The following is a 15,733-nucleotide window of genomic DNA, read 5'->3' as shown; positions in this document are numbered from 1 at the left end:
ATGGCTGATAACAACATCGGACCCAAGCGCCTGGTCGTTGGCGCCCACTATGGCCTGCGTGACTGGCTGGCGCAACGCGCGACCGCCGTCGTGATGGCCGTCTACACCGTCATCCTGCTGGTGTGCTTCTTCACCTCGACCAACTTCAGCTACCAGGGCTGGGCGGCGCTGTTCTCGCATCAATGGTTCAAGGTGGCCACCTTTGCCGTGTTCATGGCGCTGTTCTTCCACGCCTGGATTGGCGTGCGTGACGCGCTGATGGACTACGTCAAGCCCGTTGGCACCCGTCTGGTCCTGCAAGTTGCCACTATCGTGTGGCTGATCGGTTGCGCTGGCTACGCTGCGCAGATTCTCTGGAGAAACTAATCGTGGCTGCTATCAAATCCGCCATCACTACCCGCCGCTTTGACGCGGTCATCGTCGGCGCCGGTGGCTCCGGCATGCGCGCCTCGCTGCAACTGGCCGAAGCCGGCCTGAACGTCGCTGTCCTGTCCAAGGTCTTCCCGACCCGCTCGCACACCGTGGCTGCCCAAGGCGGCATCGGCGCTTCGCTGGGCAACATGTCCGAAGACAACTGGTACTGGCACATGTTCGATACCGTCAAGGGTTCGGACTACCTGGGCGACCAGGATGCCATCGAGTTCATGTGCCGCGAAGCACCGAAGGCCGTCTACGAGCTGGAACACTTCGGCATGCCCTTCGACCGCAACCCGGACGGCACCATCTACCAGCGTCCCTTCGGCGGCCACACCGCCAACCTGGGCGAAAAGCCGGTGCAGCGTGCCTGTGCGGCCGCTGACCGTACCGGTCACGCGCTGCTGCACACCCTGTACCAGCGCAACGTGCGCGCCAAGACCCACTTCTTCGTGGAGTGGATGGCGCTGGACGTGATCCGCAACGAAGAGGGCGATGTCCTCGGCGTGGTGGCGCTGGAAATGGAAACCGGCGAAATCATGATGCTGCACGCCAAGACCACCCTGTTCGCCACCGGCGGCGCAGGCCGTATCTGGGCGGCATCGACCAATGCCTTCATCAACACCGGTGACGGCATGGGTATGGCCGCACGTGCCGGCCTGCCGCTGCAGGACATGGAGTTCTGGCAGTTCCACCCGACCGGCGTGGCCGGTGCGGGCGTGCTGATTACCGAAGGCGTGCGCGGTGAAGGCGGCATCCTGATCAACAGCAACGGTGAACGCTTCATGGAGCGCTATGCGCCGACCCTGAAGGACCTGGCACCGCGTGACTTCGTCTCGCGTTCGATGGACCAGGAAATCAAGGAAGGCCGCGGCGTTGGTCCCCACAAGGATCACGTGCTGCTGGATCTGCGCCACATCGGTGCCGACACCATCAAGAAGCGCCTGCCCTCGATTCTGGAAATCGCCCACAAGTTCGCGAACGTCGATGCGACCAAGGAGCCTATCCCCGTCGTGCCGACCATCCACTACCAGATGGGTGGCATCCCCACCAACATCCACGGCCAGGTGGTCGCGCCCAAGGGCGGTTCCATGAAGGAAGTGGTGCAGGGCATGTACGCCATCGGCGAATGCGCCTGCGTCTCGGTGCACGGCGCCAACCGCCTGGGTACCAACTCGCTGCTGGACCTGGTGGTCTTCGGCCGCGCAGCCGGCAACCACATCGTCGGCAGCCGCCTGCAGGACCAGAGCCACAAGCCGATCCCGGCCGGCGCCCTGGACCGCTCGCTGGAACGCATTGCGCACCTGGAAAGCAGCACCGGTTCCGAACGTGTGCAGGACGTGGCCAACGACATCCGCGCCACCATGCAGAAGTACTGCGGCGTGTTCCGTACCGATGCCCTGTTGAAGGAAGGCGTTCAAAAGATCATGGAACTGGACGAGCGTCGCAAGCACGTCTCCTTCAAGGACAAGTCCAAGGTCTTCAACACCGCCCGCGTGGAAGCGCTGGAACTGGACAACCTGATCGAAACCGCCAAGGCCACCATCACCTCGGCCGAAGCCCGCAAGGAATCGCGCGGCGCCCACGCGCAAAGCGACCACGAGCAGCGCGACGACGTGAACTGGCTCAAGCATACGCTGTGGTTCTCCGAGGGGAATCGTCTCGACTACAAGCCGGTCAACATGCAGCCGCTGACCGTCGAGACTTTCAAACCTAAAGCACGTACTTTCTAAGAGGTCGCAACATGACTCGCACCCTGAAATTCAAGATCTACCGTTACGATCCGGACAAGGACGACAAGCCGTACATGCAAGACCTGACGGTGGAACTGAAGCCCACCGACAAGATGCTGCTGGACGCCCTGCAACGCATCAAGTCCGACGTCGACGATTCCCTGGCGCTGCGCCGCTCCTGCCGCGAAGGCGTGTGCGGTTCCGACGCCATGAACATCAACGGCAAGAACGGCCTGGCCTGCATCACCAACCTGAACGAACTGACCGAACCCATCGTTCTGAAGCCGCTGCCTGGCCTGCCGGTGATCCGCGACCTGATCGTGGACATGACGAACTTCTTCAAGCAATACGACTCGATCAAGCCCTACCTGATCAACGACAGCATCCCGCCCGAGAAGGAGCGCCTGCAGTCGCCCGAACAGCGTGAAGAGCTCGATGGCGTCTACGAGTGCATCCTGTGCGCCTGCTGCTCGACTTCCTGCCCGTCGTTCTGGTGGAACCCGGACAAGTTCGTCGGCCCGGCTGGCCTGCTGCAAGCCTACCGCTTCATCGCCGACAGCCGCGACGAAGCCACCGGCGCGCGCCTGGACAACCTGGAAGATCCGTATCGCCTGTTCCGTTGCCGTTCCATCATGAACTGCGTCGATGTCTGCCCCAAGGGTCTGAACCCCAACAAGGCCATCGGCAAGATCAAGGAACTGATGGTGCGCCGTTCGGTGTAAGCCGGATCGGTGTGATGCCTGCCAGACCCGCCGTCCATGGCGGGCGGCAGCAAGGGGGAGCAGGGCTGCAAGCGGCTTCCCCGACCGGTTCCTTCAGTTTTGGTCCGGTTGAAGTGAATGGAAAGACTAGAAATGAGCGAGTTCATGACTGAACAGCGTCACCAGGATGATCCGGCCAAGCGGGCGCGACTGCGCTGGCGTGCGCGCCGCGGGCTGCTTGAGAACGATCTGATCCTCACCCGCTATCTTGACGCCAACGAGGCGCAGATGAGCGACGACGAGGTCGATGCCTTCTCGCGCCTGATGGACCTGACCGACAACGACCTGATGGACTTGCTGCTGGCCCGCAAGGAGCCCGAAGCGGCGGTTGACCTGCCCCAAGTGCATGCGTTGCTGAAGAAACTGCGTACTGCCTGACTGTTGCACGAATATTGCGCCTGGCCACAAGCCAGACCGATTTTGCCCGATCGCGGCCTGTTCCCACTCGCCACCCGGCGCATCTGAACCACGATGACGCCCGGCTTGCGGTCGCGGCGTTTGATTAACGGTTTCACCATCCCAGCAAAAGGAAAAGCTATGTCCAATACCGATATCAAAGCTACCCTGTCGTTCTCCGACGGCTCTCCGTCCGTAGATTTTCCTATCTACAAGGGCAGCATCGGCCCTGATGTGATCGATATCCGCAAGCTCTACGGCGCTACCGGCAAGTTCACCTATGACCCGGGCTTCATGTCCACCGCTTCCTGCAACTCGTCCATCACCTACATCGATGGCGACAAGGGCGAACTGCTGTACCGCGGCTACCCGATCGAACAGCTGGCGGTGAACTGCGACTTCCTGGAATCCTGCTACCTGCTGCTGCACGGTGAACTGCCCAACGCCACCCAGAAGGAAGAATTCGTCAAGACCGTGACCCAGCACACCATGGTGCACGAGCAGATGAACTTCTTCTTCCGAGGCTTCCGCCGCGATGCGCACCCGATGGCGGTGCTGACCGGCTCGGTGGGCGCACTGTCGGCCTTCTACCACGATTCGCTGGACATCTCCAACGCCAACCACCGCGAAGTCTCGGCCATCCGCATGATCGCCAAGCTGCCGACCCTGGTGGCGATGGCCTACAAGTACAGCATCGGCCAGCCCTTCGTGTACCCGCGCAATGACCTGTCCTACACGGCCAACTTCATGCGCATGATGTTCGCCAACCCGTGCGAAGAGTATCAGGTCAACGAAGTCCTGGTGCGCGCACTGGACCGCATCCTGATCCTGCACGCCGACCACGAACAGAACGCTTCGACCTCGACCGTGCGCCTGGCCGGCTCCTCCGGTGCCAACCCGTTCGCATGTATCGCTGCCGGCATCGCCTGCCTGTGGGGTCCTGCCCACGGTGGTGCCAACGAGGCCGCCCTGAACATGCTGGAACAGATCGGCTCCGTCGAAAACATCCCCGAGTTCATCAAGCAAGTGAAGGACAAGAACTCCGGCGTGAAGCTGATGGGCTTCGGTCACCGCGTCTACAAGAACTACGACCCGCGTGCCAAGCTGATGCGCGAAACCTGCTACGAAGTCCTGAACGAACTGGGCCTGCACGACGACCCGCTGTTCAAGCTGGCCATGGAGCTGGAAAAGATCGCCCTGGAAGACGACTACTTCGTCTCCCGCAAGCTGTACCCGAACGTCGACTTCTACTCCGGCATCGTGCAGCGCGCCCTGGGTATCCCGACTTCGATGTTCACCTGCATCTTCGCCATGGCCCGTACCATCGGCTGGATCGCCCAGTGGAACGAAATGATCTCGGATCCGGAACAGAAGATCGGCCGTCCGCGTCAGCTGTTCGTGGGCTCGCCGCGTCGCGACGTGACCCCGATCGACAAGCGCTGATTGGCGGATGTTGTCCGTCTGCCTTGTCGGACGGACAACTAAGGCATCGCAACGCCGCGTTTCCCGTCTCCCGGGAGTGTGTGGAGGAGGGCAGCGAGACCCGCGCAGCAAGGCTTTGCGGGCGGGCGTTGGCAGGCGGAAACGCCCGTTGCTTCATGTTTCAAATAAAAAAGCGAATCCCTTAGGATTCGCTTTTTTATTTGATATTAGGAGATATAATTCCGATGCGCTGACTGGATGACGTACAGAAGTTCAGGTAGACAAGGTCCTTCCCCCACAACTTGATGCAATCCGCTAACCGGTCAGGCCGTGTCGCGGAAGGTGTAGAAACCCGCTAATCTCGCGAAGCGCGAAGAAAGGTGAGCAAATGACAAAGCTCTACGAGCAATACAACATCAACTCCTACCTGTTCGGTGGGAATGCTCCGTACATCGAAGAACTGTACGAAGCCTACCTGAACAATCCCGGCTCCGTCCCTGACAACTGGCGTGCTTACTTCGACGCCGTGCAACACGTTCCCGCCACCGACGGCTCTACCCGTCCCGATGTGGCCCACGCTCCGGTGATCGCTTCCTTCGCCGAACGTGCCAAGCAAGGCCCGATCCGCACCGTCATCGCTTCTGCCGACTCCGACATGGGCCGCAAGCGCGTCGCTGTTACCCAGCTGATCGCCGGTTACCGTGACCTCGGTTCCCGTTTCGCCAACCTGGACCCGCTGCAACGCCAGGAACGCCCCAACATCCCCGAACTCGATCCCTCCTTCTACGGCTTCACCGATGCCGACATGGACATCGTGTTCAACATCAACAATACCTACTTCGGCCCGGAAACCGCCTCGCTGCGCGACCTGCTGCAGATGCTGCGCGACACCTACACGCGCTCCATCGGTGCCGAGTTCACCTACATCTCCGACATGTCGGAAGTGCGCTGGCTGGAAGAGCGCCTGGAGCCGACCCGTGCCGTGCCCAGCTTCTCCTCCGACAAGAAGAAGCACATCTTGGAGCGCCTGACTGCCGCTGAAGGCCTGGAACGCTACCTCCACACCAAGTACGTCGGCCAGAAGCGCTTCTCGCTGGAAGGTGGCGAGTCCTTCATCGCTTCCCTGGATGAAACCATCCAGCGCGCCGGTGAAAAGGGTGTGCAGGAAATCGTGATCGGCATGGCCCACCGTGGCCGCCTGAACGTGCTGGTCAACATCCTGGGCAAGACCCCGCAGGAACTGTTCTCCGAATTCGAAGGCCGTCACGCTGACGACCTGCCGGCCGGTGACGTCAAGTACCACCAGGGCTTCTCCTCGGACGTGTCGACCCCTGGCGGCCCGGTCCACCTGTCGCTGGCCTTCAACCCGTCCCACCTGGAAATCGTCAACCCGGTGGTCGAGGGTTCGGTCAAGGCGCGTATGGATCGCCGCGGCGACAAGGATGGTTCGCAAGTGCTGCCGATCCTGGTGCACGGCGATGCCGCCTTCGCCGGTCAAGGCGTGGTGATGGAAACCCTGAACCTGGCACAGACCCGTGGCTACGGCACCGGTGGCACCGTGCACATCGTCATCAACAACCAGATCGGCTTCACCACTTCCGACCCGCGCGACTCCCGTTCGACCCTGTACTGCTCGGACGTGGTCAAGATGATCGAAGCCCCGGTGCTGCACGTCAACGGCGATGATCCGGAAGCCGTCGTGTTCGCCACCCAGATCGCTGTCGACTACCGCATGAAGTTCAAGAAGGACATCGTGGTCGACATCATCTGCTTCCGCAAGCTGGGCCACAACGAGCAGGACACTCCCGCTCTGACCCAGCCGCTGATGTACAAGAAGATCGCCCAGCACCCCGGCACCCGCAAGCTGTACGCCGACAAGCTGGTGACCCAGCAGACCATCCCCGCCGATGGCGGCGAAGAACTGGTCAAGGCTTACCGCGCCGCGATGGATGCCGGCAAGCACGCCATCGATCCGGTGCTGACCAACTTCAAGAGCAAGTACGCCGTCGACTGGCTGCCGTTCCTGAACCGCAAGTGGACCGACGCAGCCGAAACCGCCGTGCCGCTGGCTGAGCTCAAGCGCCTGGCCACCAAGATCACCTCGGTGCCGGAAGGCTTCAAGGTGCACTCGCTGGTCGAGAAGGTCTTGAACGACCGCTCCGCCATGGGCCGTGGCGAAATGAACCTGGACTGGGGCATGGGTGAACACCTGGCCTACGCCAGCCTGGTTTCTTCCGGCTATGCCGTGCGCCTGACCGGCCAGGATGCCGGCCGTGGCACCTTCACCCACCGTCACGCCGTGCTGCACGACCAGAACCGCGAACGTTGGGATGCCGGTACCTTCATCCCGCTGCAGAACGTGGCTGAAAACCAGTCCACCTTCACCGTGATCGACTCGGTGCTGTCCGAAGAGGCCGTGCTGGCCTTCGAATACGGCTACTCGACCGCCGAACCGAACACCCTGACCATCTGGGAAGCCCAGTTCGGCGACTTCGCCAACGGTGCCCAGGTCGTCATGGACCAGTTCATCAGCTCCGGCGAAGTGAAGTGGGGCCGTGCTTCGGGCCTGGTGCAGATGCTGCCCCACGGCTATGAAGGCCAGGGTCCGGAACACTCGTCGGCACGTATCGAGCGTTACCTCCAGCTGTGCGCCGACAACAACATGCAGGTCGTGCAGCCCACTACCGCTGCGCAGATCTTCCACCTGCTGCGTCGCCAGATGATCCGCCTGTTCCGCAAGCCGCTGATCATCATGACCCCGAAGTCGCTGCTGCGCAACAAGGATGCCGGTTCGCCGCTGTCCGACCTGGCCAAGGGTTCGTTCCAGACCGTGATTCCGGAAGTCGATGAAACCATCGACGCCAAGAAGGTCAAGCGCATCGTCGCCTGCTCGGGCAAGGTGTACTACGACCTGGTCAACGCCCGCAAGGAACGTGGCCAGACCGATACCGCCATCATCCGCGTCGAGCAGCTGTATCCGTTCCCGCACAAGGCCTTCGCGGCCGCGTTGAAGCAGTTCCCCAACTTCAACGAACTGGTGTGGGCACAGGACGAGCCGCAGAACCAGGGCGCATGGCTGCAGATCCAGCACAACATCTTCGAGAATCTCTCCGAAGGTCAGAAGCTGGCCTATGCAGGCCGCCCGGCCAGCGCCTCGCCGGCCGTCGGTTACTACGACAAGCACTACGCACAGCAAAAGGCGCTGATCGAAACTGCCTTCGCCAAGCTCAAGGGCTTTGTGCTGACCAAGTAATCATCGATGCAAACGGGACGCGCTGCGAGGGCAGTGCGTCCCTGTTTCCATAAGAACGAAATCACCCGAAAATCGGAGAATCCTGAAAATGGCTCAAATCGAAGTAAAAGTCCCGCAGTTGTCGGAATCCGTTGCCGAAGCAACCCTGCTGCAATGGCACAAGAAGGTTGGCGAACCGGTGGCCCGTGACGAAAACCTGATCGACATCGAGACCGACAAGGTCGTGCTGGAACTGCCCTCGCCGGACGCCGGCGTGATCACCCAGATCATCAAGGCTGACGGTGCCACCGTCGTGGCTGGTGAAGTGATCGCCATCCTGGAGACCGACGCTTCCGCACAAGTGGCCCCGACCGAAGTCAAGGCTGCCCCGGCACCGCAATCGACCAACGAACCGACCCCGGTTGCTGCTCCCGAGCTGGCCTCCAAGGGCGACGTCGCCATGCCTGCCGCTGCCAAGCTGCTGGCCGACAACAACCTGTCGACCTCGCAAGTCACCGGCACCGGCAAGGATGGCCGCGTGACCAAGGGAGATGTGCTGGGTGCCCTGTCGGCTCCCGCCGCTGCACCTGCTGCCGCTGCCAAGCCGGCCCTGGCGCAAGTTGCTGCCCCGGTCAAGGCTGGCCTGGAAAGCCGTCCGGAACAGCGCGTGCCGATGAGCCGCCTGCGTGCCCGCGTGGCCGAGCGTCTGGTGCAATCGCAATCGACCAACGCCATCCTGACCACCTTCAACGAAATCAACATGCAGCCGGTCATCGACCTGCGCAACAAGTACAAGGACAAGTTCGAGAAGGAACACGGCGTCAAGCTGGGCTTCATGTCCTTCTTCGTCAAGGCGGTCGTGCACGCCCTGAAGAAGTACCCGATCGTCAACGCTTCGGTCGATGGCAATGACATCGTCTACCACGGCTACTTCGACATCGGTGTGGCCGTCGGTTCGCCGCGTGGCTTGGTGGTGCCCATCCTGCGTGATGCGGACCAGATGTCCATCGCTGACATCGAGAAGAAGATCGGTGAATTCGGCCAGAAGGCCAAGGACGGCAAGCTGTCCATCGAAGAACTGTCGGGCGGTACCTTCACCGTCTCCAACGGCGGCACTTTCGGTTCCATGCTGTCGACCCCGATCATCAACCCGCCGCAATCGGCGATCCTGGGCATCCACGCCACCAAGGAACGCGCTGTGGTTGAAAACGGCCAGGTCGTGGTCCGTCCGATCAACTACTTCGCGCTGTCCTATGACCACCGCATCATCGACGGCCGTGAAGCCGTCCTGTCGCTGGTCGCGATCAAGGAAGCTCTGGAAGATCCCGCACGCCTGCTGCTGGATCTGTAAGCAACCGGCCATCACGGCGTGAGCGAGGCGCTGAACGGCCCCCAGGCATTCAGCGCCTTTTTGCATCCGCTTTGGACCAAGAGATCAAAGCGGATGCGCACAACGAATCAGGAATACACACATGAGCAAGAATTTTGACGTGGTCGTCATCGGTGGCGGCCCCGGCGGTTACATCGCCGCCATCCGCGCAGCGCAACTGGGCTTCAACACCGCCTGCATCGACGAATGGAAGAACGAAAAGGGCGGCCCCGCACCGGGTGGCACCTGCACCAACGTCGGCTGCATCCCCTCCAAGGCACTGCTGCAATCCTCCGAACACTACGAACACGCCAGCCACGGCTTCGCCGAGCACGGCATCGAAGTCAAGGGCCTGGGCCTGAACCTGGAAAAGATGCTGGGCCGCAAGAATACCGTGGTCAAGCAGAACAACGACGGCATCCTGTACCTGTTCAAGAAGAACAAGGTCACCTTCTTCCACGGCCGTGGCTCCTTCGTCAAGGGCGATGCCAATGGTTACGAGATCAAGGTCGCCGGCGCTGCCGAAGAAACCATCACCGCCAAGCACGTCATCGTGGCGACCGGTTCGAACGCCCGCGCATTGCCGGGTGCCGAGTTCGATGAAAAGCTGATCCTCTCCAACACCGGCGCACTGGCCATCTCCGAAGTGCCGAAGAAGCTGGGCGTGATCGGTGCCGGCGTGATCGGCCTGGAAATGGGTTCGGTCTGGCGTCGCTTGGGCGCGGAAGTGACCGTGCTGGAAGCCCTGCCGACCTTCTTGGGTGCTGTCGATGAACAAATCGCCAAGGAAGCCCACAAGCTGCTGACCAAGCAAGGCCTGGCGGTGAACCTGGGTGTGAAGATCGGTACCATCAAGGCTGGCAAGAACAGCGTCTCCGTGGAATACACCGATGCCAAGGGCGAAGCCCACACCGGCGAATTCGACAAGCTGATCATCTCGATTGGCCGTACCCCCAACACCATCGGCCTGAACGCCGAAGGCGTGGGCCTGAAGCTGGACGAGCGCGGCTTCATCGCCGTGGATGGCGACTGCAAGACCAACCTGCCCAACGTGTGGGCGGTGGGTGACGTGGTGCGCGGCCCGATGCTGGCGCACAAGGCCGAAGAAGAAGGCGTTGCCGTGGCCGAGCGTATCGCTGGCCAACACGGTCACGTCAACTTCAACACCATTCCCTGGGTCATCTACACCTCGCCGGAAATCGCCTGGGTCGGCAAGACCGAGCAGCAGCTCAAGGCCGAAGGCGTGCAGTACAAGGCCGGTACCTTCCCGTTCCTGGCCAACGGCCGCGCCCGTGCGCTGGGCGATACCTCGGGCATGGTGAAGTTCCTGGCCGATGCCAAGACCGATGAGATCCTGGGCGTCCACATCGTCGGCCCGATGGCTTCCGAGCTGATCTCCGAAGCCGTGGTGGCGATGGAATTCCGTGCGTCGTCGGAAGACATCGCCCGTATCTGCCACGCTCACCCCTCGCTGTCCGAAGCGACCAAGGAAGCGGCCCTGGCCGTGGACAAGCGCGCATTGAACTTCTGATGCGCGATCAGTGCGACAATACGGGTCGCCGACGCCTGGCCAGCCCTTGGGGCTGGCAGCGTCCGAGTTGCCCGCATAGTGCGCATTGAGATGCCAACCCAATGGGCGAGCCTGGCTCGCCCATTGTCGTTTTACAAGACCACACCATGGATGTCCGTCAATTCTACGAACAGTCGCTGTCCCAGCGCGGTTATCAACCTGATGAAGCGCAGCTGCGTGCCATCGAGCGCCTGCAGCGCGCCTATGAGGAATGGGTCGCCTACAAGGCCCAGCGCGCCTCCACCTTCAAGCGCCTGATCAGCCGCCCGGCCGTGCCGCGCGGCGTCTACATGTGGGGCGGGGTAGGGCGCGGCAAGTCCTTCCTGATGGACAGCTTCTATTCCGTGGTGCCGGTGGTGCGCAAGACGCGCCTGCACTTCCACGAATTCATGCGCGATGTGCATCGCCAGCTTGATGAACTGAAGGGAATTTCCGACCCCCTCGATGAAGTCGCCAAGCGCATCGCCAAGAAGTACCGCTTGATCTGTTTCGACGAATTCCACGTCTCCGACATCGCCGATGCGATGATCCTCTACAACCTCCTGAAGGGGCTGTTCGATCACGGCGTGTCCTTCGTGATGACCTCCAACTATGAGCCGAGCACGCTCTATCCGGACGGCCTGCACCGCGACCGCATGTTGCCGACCATCGCACTGCTGAAGGAAAAACTGGACGTCATGAACATCGATGCCGGCATCGACTACCGCAAGCGGGTGCTGGAGCAGGTGAAGGTGTACCACACGCCCCTCAACGCCAAGACCGATGAAGAATTGCGCACCGCCTTCGCCTCCGTGGCCGAGGCGGCTGATGAAGATCCGCGCGTCCACATCGAGGCCCGCGAGATCCGCGCCCTGCGCCGTGCGGGCAGTGCGATCTGGTTCGACTTCGCTACGCTGTGCGGAGGCCCGCGATCGCAGAATGACTACCTGGAACTGGCCAGCCGGTTCCAGACCGTGATCCTGTCTGGCATTCCGCGGATGTCCGCGGCCATGTCTTCGGAAGCGCGCCGCTTCACCTGGCTGATCGATGTTTTCTATGACCACAAGGTCAAGCTCATCATGTCGGCCGCGGTGGAGCCGGACGAGCTTTACACCGTCGGTACCCTTTCCAACGAATTCCACCGTACTGTTTCACGTATCATTGAGATGCAGTCGAAGGAATACCTGGATGCGGATCGCCGCTCGATTGCCGACAGCCTCTCCTGAACAACCACCTGATGAACAAGAAATCCATGCAAGGTCTTTTTGCCGATGCCAAAGGCGTCACTTCTTCCCTGTGCGGCCTGATGCTGGCCTTGGCCGCCGGTGCCAGCATGGCGCAAGGGCAGGCATCGGCCAGCGCCACGTCCGGCGCACAGCCGGGACGGATCCAGGCGCAAGCCCAGGGACAAGTCAGCCCGGCCGATGCCGGTGCGACACCACAGGCTGCTCCTGTTGCCCCCGCGCCCGTCATGAGCCGTGAACGCTTCGACGAACTGGAAGCGCGTGCGCCGATTGCGCAGCGTTATCCTGCCGGCTCCATCAAGTCCGATGAAACGGCACAAAAGGCGCTGGACGAAGCCGCCGAAGACCGGCAGGTGGCCGAACTGCGCTACATCCTTGATCAGCGTGCCTGCTATCCCAAATTCCTGGTCTCGGACTGCCTGGAAGCCGCGCGCGACCGCAAGCGCCTGACCGACAAGGGCATCAAGGCAGTGGAATACGAAGCCAAGGTGTTCCAACGCCAGGCCACCGTGGACGACCGTGATCGTTCACTGGCCGAGCAGCGCGCCAAGGACGAGGAAGATTCCGCCCGCCGCCTGGCCGACCAGAAGCAGAAGGAAGCCGATTCCGCCCGCAAGGTGCAGGAAAGCCGCGCCAAGAACAGCGAAGTCCAGCAACGTATCGACCAGAACAAGAACGTGCCGGCCGATTACCGTGTGCGTCAGCACGAGGCGGAAGTCCAGCGCCAGCAGGCTGAGGAAGCCGCGCGCGCACCGTCGCGCGCCGCCAACGCCGCCGAACGTCAGCGCCGCATCCAGGAAGCCGAGGAGCACCGCCTGGAAGTGGAGCGCAAGAAGGCCGAAAACGAGCGTGAACGCACCGAGCGCAAGCAGAAGCAACAGCAGGACCAGCAACAGCAGGATCAGCCACAGCAGCAATCGCAGCAGCCCGCCGCCAAGTAAGGCGTTCTGACGCTGGCCCCTCCGTCCGCAGGCCCATGCCGATTTGGCGTGGGCCTGCGGGTGCATTACACTAGCAAGCACATCAGCAACCAGCCGCCATCATGACCAGTACGCATCGCGAAGACATCCAGCGCCGCATTATCGAACTCGAAGTCGAGCACCGTGATCTCGATAGCGTGATCGACATGCTCATCCGCGATGCCCGTTCGGAGGACCTGCAACTGCGCCGCCTCAAGAAGCGCAAGCTGCAACTGAAGGACCACATTGCGCTGCTGAAGATGCAGCTGGTCCCCGATATCCCCGCCTGAGCCCCGCTGCGCGCCTGCTCCTGCTGGCGAGCTTCTCGAAATCCGCGGTCCACGTTCCTGTGTCCTTCATGCGAGTCGGGGGTGTGCTGCCGACTCCGCGTAAAATAGCGCCTTGTTCCCAATGACGTGCAAGATGCGCCGGTATCGCCGATGCCTGCGCCACACGTGTTCTTCTACAGGTTTGCCGCAGTGACAGCTCCCGAAGCCCCCGCCCACAACGCCGACAGTCGCACCGCTCCCGCCGGGACGGAGGGCGCTGCCCCCGAAGAACCAGGTCTCCATGATGCCGAGGTCGAACGCCTGTTCGGTGAAGGCGGTCCCTTGGGCGGTGCCGTTGGCAGCTATCGCCCGCGTCATGCCCAGACCGAGATGGCCAAGGCCATCGCCGACGCCATCGCCAATCAGGGTACGCTGATCGCCGAGGCCGGTACCGGTACCGGCAAGACCTTTGCCTACCTCGTCCCGGCCTTGCTGTGGGGCGGCAAGACCATCGTCTCCACCGGCACCAAGACGCTGCAGGACCAGCTCTTCAATCGTGATATCCCCACCGTGCGCAAGGCCTTGCATGCGCCCGTCTCGGTGGCGCTGCTCAAGGGGCGCAGCAATTATGTCTGCCACTTCCACCTGGAGCGCACCCTGCAGAACGGCCGCCTGACCGCGCGCGAGGATGTGGGCTACCTGCGTGAGATCTCGCGCTTCGTCAAATCCACTTCCTCCGGCGACAAGGCCGAGCTGACCAAGGTGCCGGAGACGGCTTCGGTATGGAATCTGGTGACCTCCACCCGCGATACCTGTTTCGGGGCTGAATGCCAGTACTACCAGGATTGCTTCGTCATGAAGGCGCGCAAGGAAGCGCAGCAGGCTGATGTGGTGGTGGTCAATCACCACCTGTTCTTCGCTGATGTGGCCCTGAAGGACACCGGCATCGCCGAACTGCTGCCCTCGGCCAATACCGTCATCTTCGACGAAGCGCACCAGTTGCCGGATACGGCCACGCTGTTCTTTGGCGAGACCATCTCCACCTCGCAGATTCTCGAACTCTGCCGCGACGTGCTGGCCGAAGGCCTGTCGCACGCCCGCGATGGCGCTGACTGGGCGCGCCTGGTCGCTCCGGTGGAGCGCGCGGCACGCGATCTGCGGCTGGCTTTCCCGGAAGAATCGGTACGCCTGGCGCTGAACCAGATTGCGCCTTCCAGCGCCTTCTTCCCGTCGCTCGACACGCTGAAGGAGTGCATGGACGACATGATCGCCGTGCTCGAAAAACAGGCCGAACGTGCCGAGACCATCGAGCAGTGCCGCGACCGTGCCAATGAATTGCTGCGCCAGCTGGAAAACTGGGGCACGCCCGACGAACTGGCCAAGATCCAGGCCGAAGCCGCCGCCAAGGCAGCGGCCAAGCCCGCCGACAACAAGCGAGCAGGCGAGGGAGAGGAGCAGGAAGATTCGCCCGCGCAGAAACCCTTCTACGTGCTCTGGGTGGAAGCCTTCCAGTCCTCGCTGCAGCTGCACCGCACGCCGCTGTCGATCGCGCCCATCTTCAACAAGCAGCGCGAGGGTACGCCGCGTTCATGGATCTTCACGTCGGCGACGCTGGCAGTAAAGAAGGATTTCAATCACTACGCAGCCCAGATGGGCCTGTGGAATGCCCCGGCGCAATCGTGGCCGAGCCCTTTCAATTATGCCGAGCAGGGGCTGCTGTACGTACCGCAGAACCTGCCACAGCCGAATTCGTTTGAATACACCGATGCCGTCATCGATGCCGCACTGCCGACCATCGAGGCCGCCGGCGGCCGCTGCTTCTTCCTGTGCACTACGCTGCGTGCAGTCAATCGTGCAGCGGAGCGGCTGCGCGCCGAGTTCGAGGCGCGCGGCCATGATTTCCCGCTGTTCGTGCAGGGCGAGGCGGGACGTACTGAGTTGCTGGACCGTTTCCGCGCTGCGGGCAATGGCGTGCTGATCGGTAGCCAGAGCTTCTGGGAAGGCGTGGATGTGCGTGGCGACGCTCTGTCCCTGGTCATCATCGACAAGCTGCCGTTCTCGCCACCGGATGATCCGGTGCTGGCGGCCCGTATCAGCGAAATGGAAAAGCAGGGCCTGAACGGCTTCGTGCACCACCAGTTGCCGGCGGCCATCATCAACCTGAAGCAGGGCGCGGGTCGCCTGATCCGTGACGAGGGCGACCGCGGCGTGCTGATGATCTGCGATCCGCGCATCATCACCAAGAATTACGGTCGCCGTATCTGGCAGAGCCTGCCGCCCTTCAAGCGCACCCGCGAGCTGGAGGTGGTACAAGCCTTCTTCCGCGAGCAGGATGCACGCCGCGCCGCTGCCGCCGCCGGCGAGGACGCTGCGGCGGAGGGTTGA

The 15,733-nt window shown here is 62.2% G+C and carries 12 protein-coding genes; all 12 read left to right on the top strand.

The window, feature by feature from the left end:
• Positions 1-366, top strand: a complete 366-nt coding sequence (gene sdhD / locus MKD49_RS00610) for a succinate dehydrogenase, hydrophobic membrane anchor protein (RefSeq protein WP_088753354.1) — start codon at positions 1-3, stop codon at positions 364-366.
• Between the two features lie 2 nt (positions 367-368).
• Positions 369-2,147, top strand: coding sequence for a succinate dehydrogenase flavoprotein subunit (gene sdhA / locus MKD49_RS00605; RefSeq protein ID WP_034333989.1), 1,779 nt, complete (start codon positions 369-371; stop codon positions 2,145-2,147).
• A gap of 11 nt (positions 2,148-2,158) precedes the next feature.
• Positions 2,159-2,869: a succinate dehydrogenase iron-sulfur subunit gene (locus MKD49_RS00600; protein ID WP_006463281.1), complete on the top strand. Its 711-nt coding sequence runs from the start codon at positions 2,159-2,161 to the stop codon at positions 2,867-2,869.
• 132 nt (positions 2,870-3,001) lie between these two features.
• Entirely contained in the window at positions 3,002-3,286 is a 285-nt protein-coding gene (locus MKD49_RS00595; protein ID WP_008329929.1) for a succinate dehydrogenase assembly factor 2, read from the top strand.
• Between the two features lie 159 nt (positions 3,287-3,445).
• Positions 3,446-4,747, top strand: a complete 1,302-nt coding sequence (gene gltA / locus MKD49_RS00590) for a citrate synthase (RefSeq protein ID WP_034333988.1) — start codon at positions 3,446-3,448, stop codon at positions 4,745-4,747.
• Positions 4,748-5,114: 367 nt separating this feature from the next.
• Positions 5,115-7,979 carry a 2-oxoglutarate dehydrogenase E1 component gene (locus MKD49_RS00585; RefSeq protein ID WP_252695158.1) on the top strand — a complete coding sequence of 955 codons (2,865 nt, stop codon included), beginning with the start codon at positions 5,115-5,117 and terminating at the stop codon, positions 7,977-7,979.
• An 88-nt stretch (positions 7,980-8,067) separates the two neighbouring features.
• Positions 8,068-9,309, top strand: a complete 1,242-nt coding sequence (gene odhB, locus MKD49_RS00580) for a 2-oxoglutarate dehydrogenase complex dihydrolipoyllysine-residue succinyltransferase (protein WP_252695157.1) — start codon at positions 8,068-8,070, stop codon at positions 9,307-9,309.
• Between the two features lie 121 nt (positions 9,310-9,430).
• Positions 9,431-10,858, top strand: a complete 1,428-nt coding sequence (gene lpdA, locus MKD49_RS00575) for a dihydrolipoyl dehydrogenase (RefSeq protein ID WP_121041913.1) — start codon at positions 9,431-9,433, stop codon at positions 10,856-10,858.
• Between the two features lie 146 nt (positions 10,859-11,004).
• Positions 11,005-12,102: a cell division protein ZapE gene (gene zapE, locus MKD49_RS00570; RefSeq protein WP_121041911.1), complete on the top strand. Its 1,098-nt coding sequence runs from the start codon at positions 11,005-11,007 to the stop codon at positions 12,100-12,102.
• Positions 12,103-12,113: 11 nt separating this feature from the next.
• A complete protein-coding gene (locus tag MKD49_RS00565) occupies positions 12,114-13,061 on the top strand; it encodes a hypothetical protein (protein WP_252695156.1) in 948 nt (315 codons plus the stop codon).
• Positions 13,062-13,162: 101 nt separating this feature from the next.
• Complete coding sequence (locus MKD49_RS00560) at positions 13,163-13,369, top strand: YdcH family protein (RefSeq protein WP_006463294.1); 207 nt, start codon at positions 13,163-13,165, stop codon at positions 13,367-13,369.
• 150 nt (positions 13,370-13,519) lie between these two features.
• Positions 13,520-15,733 (top strand): ATP-dependent DNA helicase, encoded by a 2,214-nt coding sequence (locus MKD49_RS00555; protein WP_227022672.1) that lies wholly within the window; start codon positions 13,520-13,522, stop codon positions 15,731-15,733.

The organism is Herbaspirillum sp. WGmk3 (genome assembly GCF_023952535.1).
In the GTDB taxonomy this organism is placed as follows: Bacteria; Pseudomonadota; Gammaproteobacteria; order Burkholderiales; family Burkholderiaceae_D; genus Herbaspirillum; species Herbaspirillum huttiense.
The sequence above is the reverse complement of the archived record's forward strand: the minus strand, read 5'-3'. Positions and strand labels throughout refer to the sequence as shown.